Raw genomic sequence first — 24,893 nt, forward strand, 5'->3', positions numbered from 1 at the left:
ATGCTTGTGGGCTGAGCTGTCGGCAGCGCGACCGTCGGCATCCAGCCTCGGCGCGATGCGACGAGCTGGGTTCAATGCGTTTTTTAAGTTTCGCGTCTCGCACCCGACCGGGCGGAGGAGTGGCGCCTAAAGCAATTCGGAGCGCTCGCCGAGCGTGATTTCGCTGCTATAAGATCAAAATATCGGTCTGCTGCTCGCCGTACCCAATTTCATCGAAGAACGACCGAAGCTCATGGATCGGACGGGCGCGCTCCGTCTGCGAGAGGTCGTAGAAAACTTCGTATCCCGCGACGCTTTCGAGAAGCGGTTCAATGCTTCCCGCCCGTTCCAATCCGTAAGGCCAGAATTCTATGCAGAGTGGCGTCCTTGACGCGAGCAGCGCGCCTGCGCCCCGCAGGACGTGGCCCTCATAGCCTTGCACGTCCATCCAAAGCAGTGCGTCGCTTACGTCGGGCACGTCCAGGATGTCGTCGAGGCGCTTCGATTGCACTTGGAGCCGCTCGAGGGACGTAAGAGATTCAGCTGTCGCTTCGGCGGCGACGGCGATGCGGTGGTCTCCCCAATTCTCCGTGGACAACTCCAGCTCGAGCAGCTCATGGGGCTGAGCGCCCGCCGCAATTTCAAAAATCGCAATCTTGTCATGCACGCCATTCAGCGCGGCGTTCGCCCGTAAAAAGTCGACAATTCAACGGGTGTGGTTCGATCGCGATCGCTTTGGCGAAATGTCCTCGCGCAACAGCCAGCACGCAGATCGATCCGAGGTTTGCGCCGACATCGACCAGCACGGACGGGCGGCGTCCCTTCCGCGCGATAAGCTCGACAGAATCTGAGAGCTTTTGGAAATCGCGATGCTCTCCCGCCAGGAACAACTCCCGACTGATGTGCTTGTCGCGACAGTTGATGACAAAATGCTCGGCGCTCGAACCGACGCAAAAGAGGCTCAGATTGGACTTTTCCGAAATCTCGTCGAAAAGGCGCCAGCGTCGCCATGTTTCGGTCTGTTCGAGCGATCTGACTGTCAGGTCTTCAAGTCTGTATGAGATGGCGTTCTTAAGGCCCGACGGAAGCCATTTCAGGAGAGAATCTGCGAAGGAGCCGCTGATAATTCTATCGGACAGATAAAGCATCGCGTTTGCTAACACAGCGGTCTATCTGGCTCAAGCCAGACCAAATTAGTCAAGTCCGGATAGAGAAGCAGAGAGTCGCTTTGCAAGGCGCGGGCTGCGGAGGGTCTGCCGCCTGGTTGTATTCTGACCAATGACAGCTGGATCACTTCCGTCGGCCGTCGTCCAGATCGCTCGCCGTTTCGCTTTGACGTTCGAAAGCTTCAATTTCGAACGGAATGTTCCGATAGGCGGCGTCGTGATCGCGCAAGCGCCAAAGGTTCGAAAGATAGTCGCGAAAATAGATGAGATAGAAACGCATTATCCCATGGCGCTCGATCTGCTCCTGGTGGATGAGTTCATGCCGAATGAGCGTCGATGAAACCTCCGATTCGTCTCCCTTGAAGAGGATCGTTCGCCCCACGACCATTCCGCGGTAATTGCGGGCGAGTGGAAGCCTGAAAATCCAGTGGCGATACCGCACACGCGGCGGGGGTGGTCGGATTTGGCTAGATTGAACTTGAGTCGGCCGAACTTCGCGTGACCGCATGGCGCGCTCCTGAGTGCGTCATAACCACTTCACGTCTCAAACCAGTCGAACTGGACCGCTGCAATTCGCCCTGGCCACCTGCCGCAGGCCACATAGGTTGGAGTCGCTGCTGAGTTATCGCCTTCCCACGCCGCGGCTAGAGCCAAAGGGCGGCTTCGTGATTGCCCGACATCCCGCGCTACGGCTCGCAACGCCGTCGTTATTACGCGAACATTGCCGCAATTGCGGGCACGCATAGATATCTGGGTTCAAGACCCCCGTATGGGCCGATCGACAGACATCAGAGCGTTTCCCGATGAGTCCCACAAGCGTCCTTCGGGTCGCAGTCACCAGCGTCGCGCTGGCGTTTCCTTGCTGCGCTTTACCTGCGATCAGCCAAGAGAGGATCGTCAATGTCTATGGCTGGGGCGATTACGTCGATCCCCGCGTGCTTGCAGACTTCACCAGGACGACCGGCATCAAGGTGACGTACGAAAATTATACATCGGATGAGATCGCAGAGAAGACGCTCAAGCCCGGGAATGCGGCCTTCGACGTTGTGATCGTTTCCAGCCGTATTCTGGAAAAGCAGATTGCAGCGGGCCTCTATCAGAAGCTCGACAAGAACAAGCTTCCGAACGCCGTGCACCTTTGGCCGGAGGTCATGGAGCGTCTTGCCGTTTACGACCCCGGCAACGAACGCGCGGTGAATTATGCGTGGTTCGCGATGGGCATCGCCTACGACGTAGGAAAGGTCAGGGGCCTCATGGGCGACTCTCCGCGCTTAGCGGACGCGTTCGACTCCTGGGGCTTGCTGTTCAAGCAGGAATATTTGAAGAAGTTTTCGGCTTGCGGAGTGGGAATACTGGACAGTCCGGAGGTTTTGTCTTCTGCCGCGCTGCAGTATCTGTGGTCCAACTGGCGACTTTCGGCGGGTTTGGATCGCCGCACCGACGCGGCGCGCGCCGCCGAACTCTTGAACGCCCTCCGGCGAGAGGGGAAACGGCTCAACCCCATCGATTACGTCAACGCGCTGGTCGACGGCGACGTCTGCGTCGCGGTCGGCTATTCGCTCGATAGCATGCGCGCCCGCTACACAGCCGGCATGGTGAACAATTTCGTCGAGATCGACTTTTTCATCCCTCGCGAGGGCGCTCCTATTCTACTCGACAATCTTCTTATTCCGACGAGCGCCCCGCATGTCGAAGAGGCGTACGCATTCATCGACTTCCTTCTCGAGCCGGAAATCGCCGCCCGCAACACGAATTTCAATGGCGTCGCCAACAGCGTCCCGGCCTCGAGAACCTTGGTCGACGGGACCATCGCCCGAAACAAGTCGATTTACCCGGACGCCGCCATGATGCAGCGACTGGTCGCGCCTCAATTCGATGGCGGCGCTCGCGCGACGGGGCCGATCAGTCGCGAGGGAACGCCGGGAAGAAGGGGAGCCACGATGTGGGGATCGGGCCGGCCATTCGTAAAGCCGGCCAAGCCGCCTATCTTTTAACGATAGACTGGGCGTCGTTCTCCGCTTTCATAGTCTTCGGCGGCTGTCGGGACCGATGTCGAGAGACACATCGTCGGACGAAGCTTCTCGATGGTCACGATGGCCTTCTGCGAGGCCTGCATTTTCTCGTTAAGTTCGAAAATCTGTTGTCTTGTGGCGGCGACATCCTTCAAGTCGGCCTCAAGCGTCTCGTTCATCGACTTCAATATGTCCGCCGAGTGGGGCATATCGCCAAGATTCACCTGTTTCAGGTTTTGCTCAACTTTCATGGCGCAGCTGAGGCGCCGATCGTATTCGGCCCTTAAGTCCTTAAACCTAGCGGCGAAAGTGCCCGCCTTTGTCAAATCCGCAGAAAGAGCGTCGGGCCGGATACGGCAGATCGCATCGACGCTGGCCACTCCGGGATATCTCGCCTCGACGATGTGTCCGAACTCAGTGTTGAGCTTTTTGGCCTCATCGAGGAGCGTGTTGACGCTACAAACGAATTGTTCGCGCCCGCGATAGCAGCTGTCCAATCTGATCGCGCCCTTGGCGCCTGGCAACGTCAGGCTTGGCGTTCCATTCGAAGTCTTGTCGCAGGAGGCCAGCGCCGCCGCCAGCGCCCCGCTGCTGCTCGGCGATGAAGCGTCTTCGAGCGTTTGTTCCCTGGCGTTCTCGTCGGAAAACGGGCGGCGGGCACCGCGATAGCGGCGAGCGACTAGTTGGGGCTCATGACTTCCGGTTTCCAAAGCCCGCTCGCCGCTAGGCCCGCTTTCGGCGAATGGGGGGCTAATCATGACAAGGAGAGCGGTTCCCGCCAGGAGCTGCGCCGCTTTTCGAGTTTTTCTGTTCAGAATGGTCATCGGGCCCTCGCGGATAATTTCTTCAACAGCGTCCAATCGCGTGTCATGCCCACCCGCGGAAAGCGGCCCACACTGCAAACATTGTCTTGCTCTCGCAAATGGCAACCATCGCGCTTGGCCCAACCATCTATTCGACGACAAGACGGCCATGATGCTGTCAGGCGCTCGGCGCGAAATCAGCAAGCGGCGAGAGGCGGCGCGGCCATTCGGCCTCTGGCGTGAAGAGGCGTTGGGAACTCGGCCGAGGTTAGGCGGAGGAAAGATGGGAGGACGACGGCCAGGGACCGACAGTTTGAATCCGGCCGCCATCCGTTCCATTTAGCGGCAGACCCACACCCATCCTTCGGCAGGATCCCACTCCCAGCAGACGTTATGCACGTGTCGTCCCTGCTGGCTCCAATCACGATGCATGTGACGGTAGTGGCCGCCGACGGCCTGCGGGGTATGCGCCACCGCTGGAAGACTCGTCATCAGCAGAGCCGCCACCAAAAGCGTGACCTTGCGCATAGCTTCCTCCCAACTCTGGGGGAACGCCAACGGCTGCTCCAGGCGTTGCCGTTTGGCATGCGCCTTATGGTAGCGCCAACCCTCCCGGCGGCAAGGATTGCCCCTTAGATTTCATGGTCTTCGTTCAGCCGCTTGCGTGAGAATCGCCACTGTCCAGATCACGATTTCGCCGAGCGTGATGGCACAAGCTGACAGGGGATCGCCATGGCCCGCCCGACGGGCTCGGCCTCGCGATGGATTTTTCCGCTGGCGGGCACACGCGTCTCTGCGGAAGGAGCTCTTTTTTCGTCCTCGGTCGACCAGGCCTCGATCAAATCCGTCCCGTCGTAAAGTTCGATCCGGTGATTGTCGGTGGAATTTTTGTAACGCGCCACGACGCCGCCGTAATTGCTGCGCGCCCGGCTGGCGTCGCGATCACGCAGCGTTCCGAGTTGCTTCGCGCCCTTCCAGATGATGATTTGGAAACGCGGTTCACTCGATTGATTGGCGCTCATTTTTTCAGCCCCGATTCCGAATCGCCTGTATTCATGCGAGCTTAATTCACTCGGACGCGATTCAAACCTGCTGATTGCGCTTTCGACACGCTAAGCCGCCAGCACAGCATAGTTCGAGCTTCAACCACGGCCCTCGTCTGAGGCGCCGAAGTCTTTCGAAATAAGCTCCTGCTCGCGCATCCAGTTATGCGCTTTCGTTGCCGCGATTGCGCCATGGCCCGTCGCGACGCTGATTTGGTCCAGTCCAGCCACGACGTCGCCGGCGGCGTAAAGCCCCGGAACATGGGCGACGTAGGGTGAGTCGGCGCTCACATGGCCCGCGTCATCCAGGGCCAGACCGAGCGCAGCCGCCAATTCGCTGCGAGGACGCAGGCCCAGTGCAGGGTAAACCACGTCAAAGGCGAGCTGGCTTCCGTCCGCCATGCGCAACGCCATTTCCCGATCGTAAACCAGGTACTCTTCCACCGGCGTCTCGAGCACCTCGATCCCCGCCTTGGAAAGCTGTTCCGAAAGCTGCGGGTCGAGATCGAACCGAGTCTTTTTGATCAGGGTGACGCGAGCTGAATACCGGCTTAGGAACAGCGCTTCTTTCGCGGCGTGCTCGCCGCATCCAATCACCCCTATGCTCTGGTCGATATGCTCAAAGCCATCGCAAATCGGGCAATAGCCCAGGACGCGATTCGCGAGAGCTGTTTCGTGGTCGCTCGCCTCTAATGGGATCTGGTTCATATCCGCGCCCGTCGCGACTATGAGCGTGCTTGAGCGCCATGTCGCTCCGCCGGCCGCGCCCACCACGAAATCGGACGGCGCCTTTTGGACCTGCTCCACGTGGGCGCTATGGAAGCACGCGCCAAACCCGGCGCCCTGAGCGGCCATTTTGGCGAGGAGCCGCTTGCCGCTGATCCCCTTTGTCCAACCGGGGGCGTTGTGCGTCTGTGAGTGCCGGTCGTAAACTCCCCAAATGTGCCGATTGAAAAATCCCCAGTTTTCGTGACGCCCGGCCTTCCAGGGCATGCCCTGGAAGGCCGGGCGGCGCCGACTCGCCGATGCTGCTCCCCTTGGCGGAAGGGAGGGCTCGGTGATCAAACTCGGGGAAATTGTCATGATCCTGGAATTACATCGTCAGGGCGTCTCTGTGTCCGCGATCGCGCGCCAGCTCGGAATCGACCGGAAGACCGTCCGCAAGCACATCGCCGCGGGGCTGACGGCGCCCAGCTACAAGGCGCGGCCGCCGCGCGAACGCGCGATCGCAACTTTCGAGGCCTATCTGCGGGAGCGCCTCGTCGCCTATCCGGCGCTGAGCGGCCGCCGGCTATGGCGAGAGATCAAGGATCGCGGATATGCCGGCGGCTACACTGCGGTCACCGACTTCCTGCGCGAACTTCGGCCGCCGCGCTCGAAAGGCTTCGAGGTGCGCTTCGAGACGCCGCCTGGCGAACAGGCTCAGGTCGACTTCGCCCGCTTCGATGTCGAGTTCCTCGACGAGCTCGGCGTCAAGCGGATCGTCTGGCTCTTTTCCATGGTCCTGGGGCATTCCCGCTTCATCTGGGCGCGCTTCGTCCTGCACCAGGATATGCAAAGCGTCCTACGCTGCCATATGGCCGCCTTCGAGGCGCTCGGCGGCGTCCCGCGCGAGATCCTCTACGATCGCATGAAGACGGCCGTTATCGGGGAAGACCCGGATGGCCTCGTTGTCTACAATCGCGCGCTACTGGATCTGGCGCGCCATTACGGCTTTCAGCCGCGCGCCTGCAAACCCTACCGCGCCAAAACGAAGGGCAAGGTTGAGCGGCCCTTCCGCTACATCCGGGAAGACTTTTTCCTCGGCGGCGCCTTCCGCAATCTTGATGACCTGAACGCCCAGCTCCGAATCTGGCTCGATACGATCGCCAATCCGAGGGTCCACGCCACGACCAGGCGCGTCGTCGATGAGGCTTTCGCCGAAGAGAAGGCGTCGCTCAAGCCGGTGCCGTCGACGCCCTATCAGGCGGTGCTTCGGCTCGAGCGGCGCGCGTCGCATGAAGGCATGGTCAGCGTCGGCGGCAATCTCTACAGCGTCCCGGACACGACCCGGCGACGCGTCCTTGATGTCCATGTCTTCGCCGACGCCATCCGCATCTTCGAGGACGGCGAATTGATCGCCGCCCATGCGCCGCTCGAAGGCCGCGGCGAAAAACGTCTCGATCCGGCGCATCGCAGAATGCCGTTGCAAGCGTATCGTCGCCGGCCGCCCGACGCATTGCCGTCCCTCATGCTGCGCGCCGGCGATCACGCCGCGAGACGCCCGCTGGCCTTCTATGACGCGGTGGGGCGCCGGCTGGCGATGCAGGGAGGCTCACGATGAATGCAACGCCCTCCGCCGTCATCGACCGCGTCAAACGCAATCTCGTCGGCCTGAGAATGCCGCGCGCCCTCGAAATCCTCGACATCACCCTGCGCGGCATCGAGCGTGGCGAGACTACGGCGCTCGACGCGCTCGACATTCTGCTCACCGAAGAACTGACGCTACGCGAGAACCGCCGCGTCCGGATGGCGCTCCAGATGGCGCGCCTGTCCGCCGTCAAGACGCTCGCCGGCTTCGACTTCGCCTTCCAGCCGTCGCTCGACAAGAGCCGCGTCATGGCGCTCGCCGAATTGCAGTTCATCGATCGCGCCGAAGCGGTTCATCTCATCGGACCGCCCGGCACAGGCAAAACCCATCTCAGCCTGGCGCTCGGCGTCGAGGCGGTTAAAGCCGGCCGCAGCGTCTACTTCGCCTGCCTCGCCGACATCATCACAACATTGGCCAAGGCCGAACGCGAAGGGGCGCTGCGGGAGAAGATCCGTTACTTCTGCCGCTTCTCGCTGCTGATCGTCGACGAGATCGGCTATCTGCCGGTTACGCCCGGCGGCGGCAATCTGTTCTTCCAGCTCGTCAACGCCCGCTATGAAAGGGGCGCCATGATCCTCACCTCGAACCGCGGCTTCGCGGAATGGGGCGAGATCTTTGGCGATCCAGTCGTCGCCACGGCGCTCCTCGACCGTCTCCTGCATCACGCCGTCGTCTTCCAGATCGAAGGCTCGAGCTATCGCCTGCGCGAGCACGCCGACCTCTTGCCCGAACATGTTCGGACGAAAGCCAGCATCCAACCCGCGCCAATCCCGCCGACCCTGCGTCGTCGCGGACGCCCGCCAAAAAACGGAGGCGCCGATCAAGACCTCGGCTGATCGCCACGCCCGCCAACTGGGGAATTTTACTCCGGCGCTTCTGGGGAAATTAACATCGGCATTTACATGCGTCAAAGGAATGCACGCCGCCCGGCTCCTCCCATCATGCAGAACGAGCGTCGAGCGTCGATACCTGGCGAGATAAACTGCGGCCATCAGTCCGGCCGGTCCCGCGCCGATGATGATTGAATCCCAACGCTGGCGCATCTTCGACCTCTCGCGCCTCAGCGCTAGCGCAGCGCATGCTTGCCTATTGTGATGAGGGGCTATGAGCGACGGTGAGGGAGATCCATTTGCGCTTTTATATAGGGCGGCGCGGGTGCGCCCACGCGCAGAATCGCAAAGGTGAGCATCGGCTTGCCCACGCAGCACCGTCGATGCCGCAGCGGCCGAATTGTCGGGCGAAGGCGGAGAGCCGAAACCCGCTTGCTGTTGTTCTTTAGCGAGGACCTACAGCTTCGTTTGGAAATGGCTCCCCGGAGTCGACGAAACTGAGAAATATGAATTCGCTATCACCCTCCGCCGGGAGGCGCCACAGTCGCCGAAGATGCGCAAGCGCGACCGGGATCGCGCCGAAGCGCTACGCCTGGCCGGCGGTCCGCCGCCATCGCTTCGGGAACGCGCCGTTGCTCTGGCGCGAGAACGGGGCGAGGTGTGGACCCGCGATCTAACGGACGCCGGTATTCCGCGGTGTTATCTCTCCAGGATGTGCGAGGAGGGTCTGCTCGTGAAGGTCGGCTACGGGCGGTATCGGGCCGCCATTCCGAATGGCTGCTTGAATCGTCGCATCGTGGCGAACCGCTATGAAAAAGTCGCAGGCACTCCCCCATCACGCCGCCCCGAAGGATGCTGGCTTAGCGGCATGCCTAAGGGCGAGGGACGCCTTGCTGGACCACTTCCCTCAAAAAGCCCGAGTGCAGCCTGTGGGCCGTAAGCGGAGCGGGGCCCCGCGGGTATCGGCTGTGCACAGCTCTACGCGCGATGTTGACCACGCCTCGGGGAACTGGCGTCGTTCCGTGGAAAGGCGGGACGACGGTGGAGATCGAAGATCAGCTACGCGAGCGCCTGTGGAAGGTCGAGGCGCTGCATTTTGGGGCGACGAGCGCACCGGCGTTGAACGGAGGTAATGACTTCAACCCGCAAAATCGGGTCATCCGGAGCTTTGATCATAGTCGTATCCATAGACGTATGCCTATGCCTTATCGGCTATGCAAGATGTCCGGTCAAAACGAGGTGCACTTCACATCCGCGCCGGCCTTTGGATGAGCCGGTCATCTGAGTATCCACCGCCGATTACGCCGCTTGCCTCCGCACTCCACGATAGACAGCGCCGTGCTGCAAACCTGGTTACCGTCGATCGTGAGCGGTCGGCCAGGACGGTCTACATCCAGAAGGCCCTCACCCCGGTCTTTCAAAAAGAGCCTACGCCTGCCGACTGTATGTTCATGGACGCCAGACTCGGCGGCGACCACTTTGCTGGGCAGACCGCCGGCGCAGCGAAGAATGATTCGGTAAACGCTCCGACAGAGCGCGCGCCACGCGATGACGTTGGAATTTTTTTGCCAGATGGGGCCCGTTCCTCGTCTGTCAGAACAACAGGCTCGACCGGATGCCCCGCAGCATTCGCCATTGTCTCGCTCCCATGCAATCACGAGAGCGCATATAATATCGTACCCTAACTTCGGATCCAGATGACGGGCAATGAAATCTATACGATATTGTTGTAGGGGAAAATTTATCATGGTAAGAAAATAAATGCGGTAAATGCGCAGGATGGTGCAATTATGTATTTTTCTGACATGTTTATAGATCGGCGCACTCTGCTGACGGGGATCGGCTTTCTTGTCGGATCAAGCCTTTGTGCGCGAGCAGAGTTGGCCGGCCCTGACCCTGAATACATTGAGTACGACTTTGATGACTACTTCGCGCATGGGCGCGGTCCAATCAGGGACGTAGATCCGGCTGACTTAGAAAAGGTGCGAAATATTATAACAGATCTTCCAAAAGAAGATCATGTAGCAGTTATGGAGAGGCTCGCTGCATTGACGGACGTTGGTTCTACCGGGGAGAAGTTCAATTCCCGCTGGAAGCGGATCGGTAACCCTCTTCTCGTCAAATTTTTTCATGATGTGGGTTACAAAAAAACACCAATGCCTGGCGACTGTACAGCATGGTGCGCGGCAACTGTATCTTGGTGCTTGCAGAGAGTTGGAAAAGAAATCCCCCCCGATCCTGCTTCATCCCAAAGCTTTTTGCGTTACGGCAAGAGGGTAGATAATCCGCAGCGAGGGGATATTTGTGTATTTACCAATATCGGCGATTCCGCACACGGGCACGTTGGTTTTTTCAATGGAATGACGGGCGATTCAGTGCGCGTCCTTGGCGGTAATCAGTCTGGCCGATCGACAACCGGTTGTGGGCCGGGTTATCGCCAAAGTCGTATTGATACGTCAGGCTATTCGCTCAATCTGATGAAGGATCCAGCCGTTTCCGGTAAATTCTTGGCTGCTTTTGTTCGGCCCGACTAAGGGGATTTCCGAAAAAGCTATGGTCTGTTGATGCACGATGGTCTTCCCTAGAAAAGAGCTGGACACCTCCAATAACCGGGCTTTTCGTGGACTGGCTGTTGTTCGTGAGGCGGCTCGAGGCCATCCTTCCGGGGAGAATCGGTTCATGGGCTTCGAAAGCGGCGTCGCCCGGTGAGCGGCGCGGCCTTTGCCGCTAATTTTGCTAAGCAGGCGCCCCTCTCTCGCGCAGCCAGACGAAGGGCGCATGATGTAGGTGAGATTGGCGAGCCCGATCTTGAGCCGCGCCCGCGCCAGGCCGATTGTTCGCACGAACAGGCCCATCAGCCCCTTCTGATGCGCGAACACATGTTCGACGGCGCTGCGCACTTTCGACTTCTGCGCATTGGCGATGCGCGTTCGCTCCGGCATCGGCTTGCCCTTGAGCTTCTTGCGAAAGCCGGCCTCGCGCAGCGCTGCGTCCATGGCGTTGAGATAGGTTTGAAAGGCGATGTGATTCTTGACGCTTGGTCGCGCCGCGTCGTCGGCTACGCGATGAGCCGCTCGATCGACGCAAACGAACATTGCGGTCGCTGTCGCTGCCCAGGGACGGTTCGCGATGAAGGCCATATGCGAGACAATCGGCGTCACCCGCTCGAACGTCGCGGAGCGGGTGGCCGGGCGCTCTCCCAAGCGCAGAGGCCGCCCGCCGCTGCCGGACGGGGAGTTGCTTGTGTTTCGGCGTGCAATTTTGACCCCCTAAGCCGGGGGATCGGCGTCCAAAATTGACCCCCATCTGAACTGTTTGCAGGTCTGCCCGCTTTGGTATCGAGCGGGCGGTGGGGGATGCTTGTTGTGGAGACGATTGGCCGGATTCGGCGGGAGCATTTCCAGAAGGGCAAGTCGATCAAGGAGATTGCCCGTGATCTGAAGATATCGCGCAATACGGTTCGCAAGGTTCTGCGATCAGGCGAGACGTCGTTTTCCTACGAGCGGGAGATTCAGCCTCGCCCCAAGCTCGGCGCCTGGAAGGCGGAGATCGACCGAGTGCTCGCGGAGAATGCAACAAAGCCGGCGCGCGAGCGGCTGACGCTGATCCGTGTGTTCGAAGAGTTGCGGGCGCTTGGCTATGACGGCGGGTATGACGCGGTGCGGCGTTACGCGCGGAGTTGGGCGCGAGACCATGCCAGCGAGACGGCGAGCGCCTTTGTGCCGCTGAGCTTTGCGCCGGGCGAGGCTTACCAGTTCGATTGGAGCCACGAGATCGTTCTGATGAACGGCGTGACGATGACCGTGAAGGTCGCGCATCTGCGGCTCTGTCACAGCCGGATGTTTATCGCCCGAGCCTATCCGCGCGAGACACAGGAGATGGTTTTCGACGCGCATGAGCGTGCCTTCGCCTTGTTCAAGGGCGCCTGCGGCCGGGGCGTCTACGACAACATGAAGACGGCGGTCGAAACGATCTTCGTCGGCAAGGACCGGCAATATAATCGCCGATTCCTTCAGATGTGCTCGCACCATCTCGTCGAGCCTGTGGCCTGCACGCCGGCGTCGGGCTGGGAGAAGGGACAGGTCGAAAATCAGGTCGGCCTCGTGCGCGAGCGCTTCTTCACGCCTCGCCTGCGGTTCAAGACCTTCGACGAGTTGAACGCTTGGCTGATGGATAAATGCATCGCCTACGCCAAGGCGCACGCCCATCCGGAGCGCGCCGACAGAACCGTCTGGGAGGTCTTCGAGGAGGAGCGCCCCCGGCTCATTCCCTATCGCGGCCGCTTCGACGGATTCCACGCGCTGCCGGCTTCCGTGTCGAAGACGTGCCTGGTCCGCTTCGACAACAACAAATACTCGGTGAACGCCGGCGCTGTCGGCCGCCCGGTCGAGATCCACGCCTACGCCGATCGTATCGTCATTCGGCAGGATGGCAGGATTGTCGCGGAACACGCCCGTTGCTTCGGGCGCGGCGAGACGATCTATGACCCGTGGCATTACGTCCCCGTTCTAGCGCGAAAGCCCGGCGCGCTGAGGAATGGCGCGCCGTTCAAGGATTGGCTGTTGCCTGGCGCGCTCGAGCGCGTCCGCCGCAAGCTCGCCGGGTCTGACGACGGCGATCGTCAGATGGTCGCCATTCTCGCCGCCGTGCTCACTGACGGATTGCCGGCACTCGACGCCGCCTGCGCCGAAGCGCTCGAAAACGGCGTCCATTCCGCCGACGTCATCCTCAACATTCTCGCGCGCCGGCGCGATCCCGAACCCGCCGCGGTCATTGCAACCCCGGCGGCCTTGCGGTTGACCCACGCCCCGATCGCCGACTGCGCCAGATACGATCAGCTCAGGAGCGTATGACCATGGAACGAACCGAAGTGCTCGACTTGATGGGAGAACTCAAGCTCTATGGCATGCGGAGCGCCTATGACGAGACATTGGCGACGGCGCTAAAGCGCAAACATGAACCGCAGCGTCTGGTCGGCGACCTGCTCAAGGCCGAGATATCGGAAAAGCAGGCGCGCTCGATCAAATATCAGCTTACCATCGCAAAGCTGCCCCTCGCCAAGGACATCGACGACTTCGCCTTCAAGGACACGCCGATCAACGAAGGGCTGGTGCGCGACCTCGCCAGCGGCGCCTTCATCGCCCAGCAGCGTAACGTCGTGCTGGTCGGCGGAACGGGCACAGGCAAAACCCATCTTGCGATCGCCATCGCCCGAAGTTGCATTCGCGCCGGATCGCGCGGGCGCTTCTACACAACCGTCGATCTGGTCAATCGCCTTGAGGCGGAAGCGCGCGCCGGACGGCAGGGGCGGCTCGCCGATTATCTGACCCGTCTCGACGTCGTCATTCTCGACGAACTCGGCTATCTGCCCTTCGCCCAGGCCGGCGGCCAACTCCTGTTCCATCTGGTCAGCCGACTCTACGAGCGCACCTCTATCATCGTCACGACCAACCTGGCCTTCGGCGAATGGCCGAGCGTCTTCGGCGATCCGAAAATGACGACCGCGCTGCTCGATCGGCTTACCCACCACTGCGACATCGTCGAGACCGGCAACGAAAGCTGGCGCTTCAAGAACCGCCTCTGATCACGCCGCCGCGCGCATCGTAACTCCGGTCGGGCTACGCCCTCCCTCCGTCACGACGCGCGCAACAGAGGGGTCAATGTTGGACGCCGATAAGGGGTCAAACTTCAACGCCGATTGACAAGTTGCTGGAGCGGATCAAGGCCGTCATCGCTGATATGCCCTCCTATGGCTATGCGCGCGTCTGGGCTGTCCTGCGCCGCGACGGCATCTCCGAGGACCGCGCGCCTGTGAACCGCAAGCGGGTTTATCGAGTAATGCGCGCTCACGGGCTTTTGCTTTCACGCCACGCGGGTGGCGCCGACGAACGCCGACATGACGGCAAGATCGCTGTCGCACAATCGAACCTCCGCTGGTGCTCGGACGGCTTCGAGATCACATGCGACAATGCCGAAAAGGTGCGCATCGCCTTTGCGCTCGATTGCTGTGACCGCGAGGCTGTGGGCCATGTCGCGACGACCGAAGGCATCAAGGGAGAAGATGTTCGCGACCTCATGGTCGCGGCCGTCGAACAGCGCTTCGGACCAATCAATCGACTGCCGGCGACGATCGAATGGCTGACCGACAACGGCTCCTGCTACATTGCTGGAGAAACACGCAAGTTTGCTCGCGAGATCGGCTTCGAGCCGCTGACGACTCCCGTGGAGAGCCCACAATCGAATGGAATGGCCGAGGCTTTCGTGCGTACGATCAAACGCGACTATGTCCGCGTCAATCCGACACCCGATGCGCAAACCGTTATCCGATCGCTGTCGAAATGGTTCGACCACTACAACCAACTTCACCCGCATCGCGCGCTGGGTTATCGTTCGCCGCGTGAGTTCATCGCCGATAGGTCAATCAAAGAGGCTGTGGAGCCCGTGTCCGGAAATTAAGGGGCGACAACACGGCGACCAATGTCGATCGCGAAGACGACCCTGCACCCGGCATACGCGTTGGACGTCACGAAAAATTACTTGACACGGCAGCCGCGATTAGACGACTCCATCACTCTACTGCCCGAAATTGCGGGCCAGCTCTGTCAAAGGCGACGTTCTCGTATTTGCCGTTTCGCCGATCGTCCTTGGTGAGCACCTTCTCCGGCGAGGGAGAATGGAGCCCAGATGGAGGGGTGCGGGTTATCGTCTTGGCGAGGGTCGTCCATGAGGTCGACCATGGCGCGGCGAAGCGCTTCGGATCGGCCCATGGTTTTGTCCTGACGCAGTTCCGCGAAGGTCTTGTCCAACAGCTGCACGGCGGCATCGGAGTAGACAGGCCAGTGCGAGACGAGCAGGGCGCGGGCGCCAGCATAGAAGAACGCTCGTGCAAGGCCGGAGAGGGCCTCTGCGCCGAGCTTGTCGCCGGCGGCCGTATTGCAGGCCGACAGGATCACCCAATCGGCATTGAGCCTCAGCTGCGCGACCTCTGAGGCGGTCAACAGGCCATCATCGTCGGCATCCTTGGGGCGATCTGGCGGTGTCATCACCAGAGCCGGCTCTCCTTGGCGACGGGCCATCGCCTCAGTATCGCCGGCGAGGAGCCCGTGGGTGGCAAAATGCACCACCCGATAGTTCTCGAGCTTATGCGTCTCGCTCAGCCGTTGGATGTCGGCCTCAGTTGAGGATGGTCCAAGGCGGATCTCGCTCTCTGGGACGCCCAGGCTCTTCGCCACGCACCGGAGTTCGAAGGCTGTGTCCGGCAGCGGACAGAGCGCGCGAACCTCCGCAATCACAGCCTCTTGGCCAGCGCCCCTGCGGTAGATCCGGTCAAGGCTGCCGCTGCGCACGTCTGACCGTTCGCGTGATGGCATCGGGCCATTGGCTGCTACTATCAGGGGCGGCGTGCATGCTTGCTTCGTCATCATCGGGCGTCGGCACCCGCCGTCGCCCAGCAGCACGGGGTTCCCGTAGCCAAGATATGGCTTCTCTCCCATGCTCGCCTTGGCAAACTTGCGTAGCGCCTGCAGGCTGGCGACGGAAGGCAGAACCGTGAGGGGCTGGCGCCGGCCGAGCCACGCTACCCCCTTATACCCATCGAAGGTCTTCGGCCGGACCGATTGGGGCTGTTCCGTCACCAGCACCTGGAACGGCAAGCTTGTGAGTGGGCCGGAGGGGACGATGAGGAGGTGCTTGTCCCTGATCAGGTCCTCAACCGGACCCAGCAACGCTTGGTAGAGTTCATGCGCAATCCCGAGATCGAACGGGAGCGGGTCCGCCAACCGCGGCTGCATCCTCATCCCCAACAGACGTCCACAGCGAGCCGGCCGGCTGATCCCCTCCCATTCCTCGCTGTCGAGACCACAGCGAAGCGCCTGGACCTTCTCGGTGAGCGCCGACGTGCCCAACGCTTCGCCATTATTCGGTTTAGGCTGATACCAATGAGCCTCTCGTTGAGTAATCGTCCAAACGAACGTCTCGTCCTGAAAATCGCGATTGGACGCGAGAAAAATGAGAACCACGGCCTCATCCGGCTGAAGAAGTGCCTGAACACGTGAAACAGAAAGCGTGCTACGCGATTCTAAGGCGGTAAATTCCGGGAAGCGAGCCGCAAGTGAATTATCTAATTCGGCCAAAATACGCTCGATTGCGCTGATTTGGCGTAGAACAAGCTCAAATTTGGAGTCTATGCTCCTCATGCGGTCTGCACCCATCGAAACCGCTCGTTCATCGAGACCACGCCATTCCTTCAGCAGATCCTGACGGTCACGAACCATTTTCGACAGGATTGGGTCTCCTCGCGTCAACCGAGCGGCCATCTCTCGAAGTGAATCGCCCGCTCTGGACGCCATAGCCCATTGAGCACGTTCAAAAGCAGCGGCCGATAGAGCGTCCGGTCTTATCCCGCCAGAACTCGCCAACGCATGGGCCGCTTCTACGAAAAGCGAGAATGCACCTGATTCCCGGACCGACTCCGGTTCGGCTTCGGTCGTCATTGCATGGCTGCTCGCCATACGCTTAGTACGCTGAATTAGAATTTCAGTCCCGTGCTCCAAAGAGCTGACCGCTTCTGCCCAATTGTTATCAGCAGCATAAACTCTCCCTAAACTGATGTAGAGCGTGGCCGTCAGCCTCGTTCCGAGGTTCGCACCCTTGGCCTGACTGGAAATCGCTTCCTTGAGCAGGTTGGTTGCGTCGGCGAGCCGCCGTTCCTTAAGGTAAGATATGGCTAAGTTGTTTATGGAGCTGGCAACAAAAGGGTGCTCTGAACCAAGCGCCGACCTCATAATCTTCACGGAACGCTCAAAAGCACCTCGAGCCTCGCCTTGTTTTCCTGCATCGAGAAATAGCAAACCCTGATCGTTCAAGACACGTCCTACATCCGGATGATCTGGTCCTTGGAGTCGCTCGCGAATAGCAAGAGCATGCTCATACAGCGGCGTGGCCTCATTTAGGCGGCCGATCGCACGATACATTTCTGCCGCATTGCCCGTTATTTCAGCTACGTCGAGATGGTAAGGGCCAAGCCTCTTGTGCAAAATTTTCAGCGCGGCTTTATACAGGGGCTCAGCGAGTTCGTATCGGCCGATCCGAACATAGAGGAGCGCCAAGCTATTCATTTGCCTCGCGTAGATAATGCTTTCCGGTCCAGAATTTGCCTCGGCGATCCTCAAAGCGCGTTTGAATAGCTTCTCGGCTTCTAAATAGGAGCCTTGACGAAAAGAGGCGGTGGCCAAGTTGTTTAATGCTGTGCAAAAGAAGTCGTCGTTTGTATCACCTCTACTCTCAGCTAACTCAACAATACGACGAAGAACGACATCGGCGTCGTTGAACAATCCACGATGGACATAGAGGGCAGCGAGGTTGTTCATAGCAGCCCATGTTTGTGTGTGTTCCTCACCGAGAAGACCCTTTAGGATGTTTAGGCCACGAATCAGCAGTGGCTCTGCATCCCAGAATCGACCAGTCTTGACATAAAGGGATGCAAGATTGTTTGCTGACTCAGCGACGGCCACATGCACTGGGCCGAGGGAGCGCTCGCGAATTTGCAACGCACGTTTTAGGAGAGGCTCTGCAGCATCGTATTTGCCCTGAGCCGATAGTATTGTTCCAGTGATTAATGCCCAAGTACCTACGGCGAGGTGGTCGGATCCCGAAGCATTTTCCGTGGTTACGAGCATTTTCTCCGCTATTCGAAGTGCCTGATCGTAACGTCCTTGTTGGTACAGCTGGAACACGTATTGACTAACTGCCTCCATCTCCTCCGGAGTTTGTGCACGGGACGTCGGCATTGCCGCTAAGAAGGTCAGGAGCACCACAACTCGAGTGAGTTTCCTGAGCGCGTCGGAGCATAGACGATTAAACAGAGTCTTGTTTGAAAGGGCTCTCAACCTGAGAACGTTATCAGGAAGCGAATTGCCATCATCGTTCATCTGGCGTCCCCCAAAAGCCAGCACTATGCTGCCGCGCGAATTGCGGTGGTGCCGAATGGTTACTCCCCAGCGCGGAAATGCCAGTGTCCGCTATTGTGTGTCCGCGCCCCACGCTCGGATGACAGCGCTGGTGCCTTAGGCAATGATTGGGAATCAGGTTTTCTCATAGGGCACCTTCTCCGGCGAGGGAGAATGGAGCCCAGATGGAGGGGTGCGGGTTATCGTCTTGGCGAGGGTCGTCCATGAGGTCGACCATGGCGCGGCGAAGCGCTTCGGATCGGCCCATGGTTTTGTCCTGACGCAGTTCCGCGAAGGTCTTGTCCAACAGCTGCACGGCGGCATCGGAGTAGACAGGCCAGTGCGAGACGAGCAGGGCGCGGGCGCCAGCATAGAAGAACGCTCGTGCAAGGCCGGAGAGGGCCTCTGCGCCGAGCTTGTCGCCGGCGGCCGTATTGCAGGCCGACAGGATCACCCAATCGGCATTGAGCCTCAGCTGCGCGACCTCTGAGGCGGTCAACAGGCCATCATCGTCGGCATCCTTGGGGCGATCTGGCGGTGTCATCACCAGAGCCGGCTCTCCTTGGCGACGGGCCATCGCCTCAGTATCGCCGGCGAGGAGCCCGTGGGTGGCAAAATGCACCACCCGATAGTTCTCGAGCTTATGCGTCTCGCTCAGCCGTTGGATGTCGGCCTCAGTTGAGGATGGTCCAAGGCGGATCTCGCTCTCTGGGACGCCCAGGCTCTTCGCCACGCACCGGAGTTCGAAGGCTGTGTCCGGCAGCGGACAGAGCGCGCGAACCTCCGCAATCACAGCCTCTTGGCCAGCGCCCCTGCGGTAGATCCGGTCAAGGCTGCCGCTGCGCACGTCTGACCGTTCGCGTGATGGCATCGGGCCATTGGCTGCTACTATCAGGGGCGGCGTGCATGCTTGCTTCGTCATCATCGGGCGTCGGCACCCGCCGTCGCCCAGCAGCACGGGGTTCCCGTAGCCAAGATATGGCTTCTCTCCCATGCTCGCCTTGGCAAACTTGCGTAGCGCCTGCAGGCTGGCGACGGAAGGCAGAACCGTGAGGGGCTGGCGCCGGCCGAGCCACGCTACCCCCTTATACCCATCGAAGGTCTTCGGCCGGACCGATTGGGGCTGTTCCGTCACCAGCACCTGGAACGGCAAGCTTGTGAGTGGGCCGGAGGGGACGATGAGGAGGTGCTTGTCCCTGATCAGGTCCTCAACCGGACCCAGCAACGCTTGGTAGAGTTCATGCGCAATCCCGAGATCGAACGGGAGCGGGTCCGCCAACCGCGGCTGCATCCTCATCCCCAACAGACGTCCACAGCGAGCCGGCCGGCTGATCCCCTCCCATTCCTCGCTGTCGAGACCACAGCGAAGCGCCTGGACCTTCTCGGTGAGCGCCGACGTGCCCAACGGTGTTCGCGCCCATCGCGCAGTCTCCCGCGTCACCACCCAGATAAACGTTGCACCCTCTATCGCTCGCACCGTTTCGGTACTCAATATAGTTATCAGAGCTTCGGTAGGTCCGAGCAGAGCCTGCACCTCACCGATTCCAAGCGGCCTCGGTTGAATCAGGGCAGCGTATCTGGGAAAATTTTTCTGCAGTTGCTCGTCAAGCTCAGCCACCCGGCTCTCGATCCCCGCCACCCGAGTGCGGAATTCCTGTTCAAGACTTGAATCGCGATCGTTAGGATCCTGCGAAAAGCTCTGCACGAGATAGGCATCCTTCGACTGCCACTCGTGTACGAGATCCTGACGCTCTCGGATCATAGTAGCCAAATCGCGATCATCTTGGCTCAGTCGCGCAGACGCTTGCGCTAGAGACGACGCAGCGGCGGATTGCTGGGCCCATTGCGCAGCCTCGAAAGCTTCCCGTTCGAGTAAACCAGAGTCAGCAAGTTGCGTAGCGGCCAACCGGAATGTCGATTGCGCAAAAAAACCGAACACGCGGCCACGCAGGGTAAGGTCGTCTTGCTCTCTATCGAGCAGAGCGCCGCCAACTGAGTTGCCTCCTCTCCGAGATCGCGACATAGCCGCATGGCTCGCTTGGCGAAAGAAGGCGACTGATTTCCCCCATTCCCCATTGAGGTAATACAAGCCTCCCAAATTGCCGAGCGACTCGATTATGTCCGGGTGACTTGGGGCGAGCGCCTTTTCCCGAATGGCAAGCGCTCGCTCAAAAAACTCTTGCGCCTCAGATCGGCGCGACTGCTCCAGCGCAAGCCCGCCCATGCTGTTGATGATGACGCTCGCGCGTAGACTTTCCGTTCCGAAGTCCCTTTGCACCATCTCAAGTGCCTGTGTAAGCAGCGCTTCGCTTTCGGAATAAGCCCGTCGGCGTGCAAGGAGACCAGCGCGATTAATCAGTGTAGTAGCCACCGCGGGTGTGTTGTTAAGCTTCTCACGGATGACCAACGCGCAGCGGTACAGTATATCGGCTTGATCGTAGCGCCCCTCGTCCATGAGTAGGTTGCCGAAATTGTTGCAGGTGGTGCCGATGTCTGGATGATTTGGCGGCAACCTGCTACGCAGGATGGAAAGCGAACGTTCGAAGAGCGGTTCGGCTTCGTCATAACGCCCTTGAACTCGATACAACACTGCGAGTCCACCAAGTGTGGTGGCTAACAATGGGTCATTAAGCCCAAGTCTTTGTTCGCGAGTTGCGGCAGCCCGCTTATAGTAATCCTCTGCAATCGCAAATCGGCCCGCTTGGTGATAGAAAAATGCAAGGTTGTTTTGCGCGGTCGCAACCTCGGAGGAGGTCGGTCCCTTGATTCGAGCGCGTATGTCGAGGGAATTTACAAAGTTCGGCTCAGCTTCGGTGAAACGCAGTTGAGTTAAGTAAAGCAGGCCAATGTTATTCAGGACAGTAGCTACAGCCATCTGATTGTTAAGAGCTTGCCGGATGGCAAGCGATTCTTTGTACAGGTCTTCTGCCTCGGAAAAGCGCGCGCGGTCTTTCAGAACACCTCCTAAATTGTTTAGGGTGATGGCGGTCTGAAGAGCCATCGGGTGGAGTTGTCTGCGGATCTTTAGCGCCCTTCGGTAACGATCCTCAGCAGCGCGCGGATCGCCGGATCTCGCGTAGTGCCGGCCAAGACGGTCCAATATGTCGGCAATACGCGCATCCTCCGTGCTTGCGCTACGAGAAGCAATCTCCAAAGCCTGCTCGTCGACAGCAATAGCTTCGTTCCATCTGTTTTCCGCGCTATATCGCTCGGCGAGCGTGGACAAGCGGTCGATTTCTTCCAGCGGCCGACCTAAGGCAAGGGTACCGCTTAAAAGCATGCTCAGTCCGACAAGCGCGCAATTAAAGCTGCGCCTCGCGAATTCTCGCAGGTAGCGTTTCATTGAGCACCTTCTCCGGCGAGGGAGAATGGAGCCCAGATGGAGGGGTGCGGGTTATCGTCTTGGCGAGGGTCGTCCATGAGGTCGACCATGGCGCGGCGAAGCGCTTCGGATCGGCCCATGGTTTTGTCCTGACGCAGTTCCGCGAAGGTCTTGTCCAACAGCTGCACGGCGGCATCGGAGTAGACAGGCCAGTGCGAGACGAGCAGGGCGCGGGCGCCAGCATAGAAGAACGCTCGTGCAAGGCCGGAGAGGGCCTCTGCGCCGAGCTTGTCGCCGGCGGCCGTATTGCAGGCCGACAGGATCACCCAATCGGCATTGAGCCTCAGCTGCGCGACCTCTGAGGCGGTCAACAGGCCATCATCGTCGGCATCCTTGGGGCGATCTGGCGGTGTCATCACCAGAGCCGGCTCTCCTTGGCGACGGGCCATCGCCTCAGTATCGCCGGCGAGGAGCCCGTGGGTGGCAAAATGCACCACCCGATAGTTCTCGAGCTTATGCGTCTCGCTCAGCCGTTGGATGTCGGCCTCAGTTGAGGATGGTCCAAGGCGGATCTCGCTCTCTGGGACGCCCAGGCTCTTCGCCACGCACCGGAGTTCGAAGGCTGTGTCCGGCAGCGGACAGAGCGCGCGAACCTCCGCAATCACAGCCTCTTGGCCAGCGCCCCTGCGGTAGATCCGGTCAAGGCTGCCGCTGCGCACGTCTGACCGTTCGCGTGATGGCATCGGGCCATTGGCTGCTACTATCAGGGGCGGCGTGCATGCTTGCTTCGTCATCATCGGGCGTCGGCACCCGCCGTCGCCCAGCAGCACGGGGTTCCCGTAGCCAAGATATGGCTTCTCTCCCATGCTCGCCTTGGCAAACTTGCGTAGCGCCTGCAGGCTGGCGACGGAAGGCAGAACCGTGAGGGGCTGGCGCCGGCCGAGCCACGCTACCCCCTTATACCCATCGAAGGTCTTCGGCCGGACCGATTGGGGCTGTTCCGTCACCAGCACCTGGAACGGCAAGCTTGTGAGTGGGCCGGAGGGGACGATGAGGAGGTGCTTGTCCCTGATCAGGTCCTCAACCGGACCCAGCAACGCTTGGTAGAGTTCATGCGCAATCCCGAGATCGAACGGGAGCGGGTCCGCCAACCGCGGCTGCATCCTCATCCCCAACAGACGTCCACAGCGAGCCGGCCGGCTGATCCCCTCCCATTCCTCGCTGTCGAGACCACAGCGAAGCGCCTGGACCTTCTCGGTGAGCGCCGACGTGCCCAACGGTGTTCGCGCCCATCGCGCAGTCTCCCGCGTCACCACCCAGATTGTCGTTTCCTCTGCCGACCGTCCGATCTTGGGGCGGTCCAAGAACATGATGAGAGCCTCACCGCTTGCGAGTTCGCTAGCAACTTGCGCAGTCGTCAGAGGTGACGGGCGCGCGAAAGCTGCATAACCTGGAAACTCAGCCTTTAACCGCTGGGCTGATTTCAATAGCTGATCCTCTACTGCCCCGAGATCACGGCGCAAAACTGATACGATCTGTTCATTGCGTCCCCCTGCAGATGTCAACGCGGCAAAGAGACGACGATCGATTGCTGATCTGAGCTCTGAAAGGTCTTGTGCGCCGCGGACTAATTGACCCAATTCTCCTGACCCTAAACCAAATCGAGCACTCATCTGAGTGAGGGCCGTGCCAGCGACGGTGCGGGAACTCAACTGGGCAGCAGAAAAGGCAAGTTCTAGATCATCGCTGTGTCCAGGAATGTCGCCTGAACGGAGCAAGGCTGCTCGCACGAGTTCCCCATAGATCACCTTCCCAGCACTGATTTGATCAAGGCTTGCAAACTGCGCGAAGTTGAACTCTTGGAGTTTGGTGTGTGTCGCCGCAGCAGCCTCGAGCATTCTAAATCCTTCCGTCAACTCCCCACGGTCTACTAGGATTGAGCCGAGCTGCCGCACTGCTGCCGCCGTCTCGGGATGGTCGTTACCGAGCTGGGTTTGCAAGCTCTCGATTCCGCGCCGCACATACTCTTCAGCCTCGCGTTGCTGTCCTTTCTCGTACAGAGCTTCACCCAGTCGAGTTTCGGTGATCCCTGTGTGAGGATGATCCTTGCCCAGGCTTTCCTTCCGAATAGCCAAACCCTCGTGGAGATCCGAAATCGCTTCGTCGTACCGGCCGATTCGTATCTTGATCAGCGCCAAAAAATTAAGGGCTGTCGCGATCTCGTGATGTTTCGGCGACCTCGTCCGGACACTCACGTCATATGCGCGCTTTAATGTTTTTTCGGCCTGGTCGTTTTGGCCTGACGAGAGATACAAGCGGCCCAAGTTTGAAAGGATCTGCCCTAAGCCTCTTAGGCCAGCATCAGGACGGTCCTGCAGGATTTCAATTGCTCTAATATAGAGCGTCTCAGCATCTTCTCGCCGGTCCATGGCCGCGTAGACCAAGGCAAGATTGTTTAAAATTGTCGTAACACTCGGGCTGTTAGGAGCATCCCACTGCTCTCTGATTGCCAGTGCTCGCCTAAGAACACCTTGTGCGTCATATAGTCGACCTAACTCTCTCGAAGCATTCCCAATGTTATTCAGACTGACGGAAACCTCGTAATTCTCTGGACCTAGCGACCTCTCCCGAATTGCTAGCGCTCGATTGTGAAGAGCAAGTGCGTTATCGAACCTTCCCAGTTCGACCAGGGTAGTAGCCAGATTATTCAACGCCGTTGCCAAGCGTGGGTCATCCGCGTGAGCAGGCTTATCCAGGATCGTAAGCGCTCGTTCGTAGAGTTCTTTCGCGTCGACGTAGTCTCCCCGCTGCCACCGCTCGTTTCCCAAGCTTACTAGCGTGGCAGCTACGTCGGGATGCTGCCTTCCAAGCAAATTTAGTCGGATATTCAATGAACGTTGCAGGGACAGCTGGGCAGCGTCTAGTCGGCCTAACTCCCGCTGCAGGTTACCGAGATCATAAAGGTTTTGACTGAGCTCGCTCGCAGCCGAGGGGCCTGCGGCTGATTGGAGCTCTATAAGCTCTTTGAGCAGGCGTTCTGCATCAGCCCCCTTGCCGGTGCCGATCAGAGCAGTCGCAAGTATATTGGATAGCCGAGCGCGCTGGCGCGAGTCCGTGCTCATCGATAAGGCTTGATCGATATAAGGTATGGCTTCGGCCGATCGCCGCAGGCCTATTAGCGCCCGCGAGGTATCGGCGAACCGCTCCGCAAGTGCGCCCGGATCGTATTGCGAAACCTGCTTGGCGGCATCTAGGTTTTCTTTAGCTAGCGCAAAGGCCTCAAGCATCCGTCCAGATGAAAACACTTCGTCGAAGTTGCGGACCGCGCGCTCAGAGGACTGAGGTCGAGCTTGATTCGTTGCAAAGAAACCCAGCAGAACCAATGCGCACAGGCCGCGACACCTTGGCTTTGCGAAAAAATAGAGGTTCATCTCAAAGTCC

14 protein-coding genes and 4 pseudogenes are annotated in these 24,893 nt (G+C 59.7%); 7 read left to right on the forward strand and 11 right to left on the reverse strand.

The genetic code is table 11. The features are described 5' to 3' along the window. Positions 1 to 166: 166 nt before the first annotated feature. Both AC0X69_RS00285 and AC0X69_RS00290 read right to left on the reverse strand, forming a co-directional pair. Entirely contained in the window at positions 167 to 646 is a 480-nt protein-coding gene (locus AC0X69_RS00285; protein WP_482610210.1) for an FkbM family methyltransferase, read from the reverse strand. A gap of 623 nt (positions 647 to 1,269) precedes the next feature. Then, on the reverse strand, positions 1,270 to 1,527 hold the full coding sequence (locus AC0X69_RS00290) for a hypothetical protein (RefSeq protein WP_482610212.1): 258 nt from the start codon (positions 1,525 to 1,527) through the stop codon (positions 1,270 to 1,272). Positions 1,528 to 1,948: 421 nt separating this feature from the next. On the opposite strand from AC0X69_RS00290, the gene AC0X69_RS00295 reads away from it, so the two are divergent. Then, positions 1,949 to 3,139 carry an extracellular solute-binding protein gene (locus AC0X69_RS00295; protein WP_482610214.1) on the forward strand — a complete coding sequence of 397 codons (1,191 nt, stop codon included), beginning with the start codon at positions 1,949 to 1,951 and terminating at the stop codon, positions 3,137 to 3,139. Here the strand turns inward: AC0X69_RS00295 and AC0X69_RS00300 are convergent. The 4 genes from AC0X69_RS00300 to AC0X69_RS00315 all read right to left on the reverse strand — a co-directional run bounded on the left by AC0X69_RS00300 (position 3,136) and on the right by AC0X69_RS00315 (position 5,810). Next, positions 3,136 to 3,867 (reverse strand): hypothetical protein, encoded by a 732-nt coding sequence (locus AC0X69_RS00300; protein ID WP_482610216.1) that lies wholly within the window; start codon positions 3,865 to 3,867, stop codon positions 3,136 to 3,138. The genes AC0X69_RS00295 and AC0X69_RS00300 overlap by 4 nt on opposite strands. Positions 3,868 to 4,299: 432 nt before the next feature. Next, entirely contained in the window at positions 4,300 to 4,518 is a 219-nt protein-coding gene (locus AC0X69_RS00305) for a hypothetical protein (protein WP_482610217.1), read from the reverse strand. 128 nt (positions 4,519 to 4,646) lie between these two features. Next, positions 4,647 to 4,982, reverse strand: coding sequence for a hypothetical protein (locus AC0X69_RS00310; RefSeq protein ID WP_482610219.1), 336 nt, complete (start codon positions 4,980 to 4,982; stop codon positions 4,647 to 4,649). Between the two features lie 120 nt (positions 4,983 to 5,102). Further along, positions 5,103 to 5,810, reverse strand: coding sequence for an NAD(P)/FAD-dependent oxidoreductase (locus AC0X69_RS00315; RefSeq protein WP_482610221.1), 708 nt, complete (start codon positions 5,808 to 5,810; stop codon positions 5,103 to 5,105). Positions 5,811 to 6,060: 250 nt separating this feature from the next. Here AC0X69_RS00315 and istA (AC0X69_RS00320) point away from each other — a divergent pair, with 250 nt between their 5' ends. Continuing rightward, complete coding sequence (gene istA / locus AC0X69_RS00320; RefSeq protein ID WP_482609828.1) at positions 6,061 to 7,326, forward strand: IS21 family transposase; 1,266 nt, start codon at positions 6,061 to 6,063, stop codon at positions 7,324 to 7,326. After that, positions 7,323 to 8,189, forward strand: coding sequence for an IS21-like element helper ATPase IstB (gene istB / locus AC0X69_RS00325; protein WP_482607322.1), 867 nt, complete (start codon positions 7,323 to 7,325; stop codon positions 8,187 to 8,189). The genes istA (AC0X69_RS00320) and istB (AC0X69_RS00325) overlap by 4 nt, the downstream gene beginning before the upstream one ends. Before the next feature lie 1,340 nt (positions 8,190 to 9,529). On the opposite strand, the pseudogene AC0X69_RS00330 reads toward istB (AC0X69_RS00325), so the two are convergent. Further along, positions 9,530 to 9,819, reverse strand: a pseudogene (locus tag AC0X69_RS00330) (IS630 family transposase); the annotation flags it as partial. A gap of 154 nt (positions 9,820 to 9,973) precedes the next feature. Here AC0X69_RS00330 and AC0X69_RS00335 point away from each other — a divergent pair. Continuing rightward, entirely contained in the window at positions 9,974 to 10,717 is a 744-nt protein-coding gene (locus AC0X69_RS00335; RefSeq protein WP_482610223.1) for a CHAP domain-containing protein, read from the forward strand. 202 nt (positions 10,718 to 10,919) lie between these two features. On the opposite strand, the pseudogene AC0X69_RS00340 reads toward AC0X69_RS00335, so the two are convergent. Then, a pseudogene (locus AC0X69_RS00340) lies at positions 10,920 to 11,149 on the reverse strand (IS5/IS1182 family transposase); the annotation flags it as partial. Between the two features lie 390 nt (positions 11,150 to 11,539). On the opposite strand from AC0X69_RS00340, the pseudogene istA (AC0X69_RS00345) reads away from it, so the two are divergent. From istA (AC0X69_RS00345) to AC0X69_RS00355, 3 genes and pseudogenes are all read left to right on the forward strand, one after another. Beyond that, positions 11,540 to 13,106, forward strand: a pseudogene (istA, locus tag AC0X69_RS00345) (IS21 family transposase). Beyond that, positions 13,039 to 13,767, forward strand: a complete 729-nt coding sequence (gene istB / locus AC0X69_RS00350) for an IS21-like element helper ATPase IstB (RefSeq protein WP_482610225.1) — start codon at positions 13,039 to 13,041, stop codon at positions 13,765 to 13,767. Before istA (AC0X69_RS00345) ends, istB (AC0X69_RS00350) begins: the two are co-directional and overlap by 68 nt. Before the next feature lie 92 nt (positions 13,768 to 13,859). Continuing rightward, positions 13,860 to 14,639, forward strand: a pseudogene (locus AC0X69_RS00355) (IS3 family transposase); the annotation flags it as partial. A gap of 146 nt (positions 14,640 to 14,785) precedes the next feature. On the opposite strand, the gene AC0X69_RS00360 reads toward AC0X69_RS00355, so the two are convergent. From AC0X69_RS00360 to AC0X69_RS00370, 3 genes are all read right to left on the reverse strand, one after another. Next, the gene (locus tag AC0X69_RS00360) at positions 14,786 to 18,112 is read right to left on the reverse strand and encodes a CHAT domain-containing tetratricopeptide repeat protein (RefSeq protein ID WP_482610227.1); all 3,327 of its coding nucleotides are present in this window, start codon (positions 18,110 to 18,112) and stop codon (positions 14,786 to 14,788) included. Between the two features lie 163 nt (positions 18,113 to 18,275). Beyond that, the gene (locus tag AC0X69_RS00365) at positions 18,276 to 21,473 is read right to left on the reverse strand and encodes a CHAT domain-containing tetratricopeptide repeat protein (RefSeq protein ID WP_482610229.1); all 3,198 of its coding nucleotides are present in this window, start codon (positions 21,471 to 21,473) and stop codon (positions 18,276 to 18,278) included. Next, on the reverse strand, positions 21,470 to 24,883 hold the full coding sequence (locus AC0X69_RS00370) for a tetratricopeptide repeat protein (RefSeq protein WP_482610231.1): 3,414 nt from the start codon (positions 24,881 to 24,883) through the stop codon (positions 21,470 to 21,472). Before AC0X69_RS00370 ends, AC0X69_RS00365 begins: the two co-directional genes overlap by 4 nt. Between the last annotated feature and the right edge of the window lie 10 nt (positions 24,884 to 24,893).

This window comes from Methylocystis sp. Uni0008 (assembly GCF_056838045.1).

What these genes read in the sequence shown, in the direction of transcription:
- AC0X69_RS00365 (WP_482610229.1), bottom strand. Translation starts at nt 21,473, where the DNA reads ATGAAACGCTACCTGCGAGAATTCGCGAGGCGCAGCTTTAATTGCGCG.
- istB (WP_482610225.1), top strand. Translation starts at nt 13,039, where the DNA reads ATGGAACGAACCGAAGTGCTCGACTTGATGGGAGAACTCAAGCTCTAT.
- istB (WP_482607322.1), top strand. Translation starts at nt 7,323, where the DNA reads ATGAATGCAACGCCCTCCGCCGTCATCGACCGCGTCAAACGCAATCTC.
- AC0X69_RS00335 (WP_482610223.1), top strand. Translation starts at nt 9,974, where the DNA reads ATGTATTTTTCTGACATGTTTATAGATCGGCGCACTCTGCTGACGGGG.
- AC0X69_RS00310 (WP_482610219.1), bottom strand. Translation starts at nt 4,982, where the DNA reads ATGAGCGCCAATCAATCGAGTGAACCGCGTTTCCAAATCATCATCTGG.
- AC0X69_RS00370 (WP_482610231.1), bottom strand. Translation starts at nt 24,883, where the DNA reads ATGAACCTCTATTTTTTCGCAAAGCCAAGGTGTCGCGGCCTGTGCGCA.
- AC0X69_RS00295 (WP_482610214.1), top strand. Translation starts at nt 1,949, where the DNA reads ATGAGTCCCACAAGCGTCCTTCGGGTCGCAGTCACCAGCGTCGCGCTG.
- AC0X69_RS00360 (WP_482610227.1), bottom strand. Translation starts at nt 18,112, where the DNA reads ATGAACGATGATGGCAATTCGCTTCCTGATAACGTTCTCAGGTTGAGA.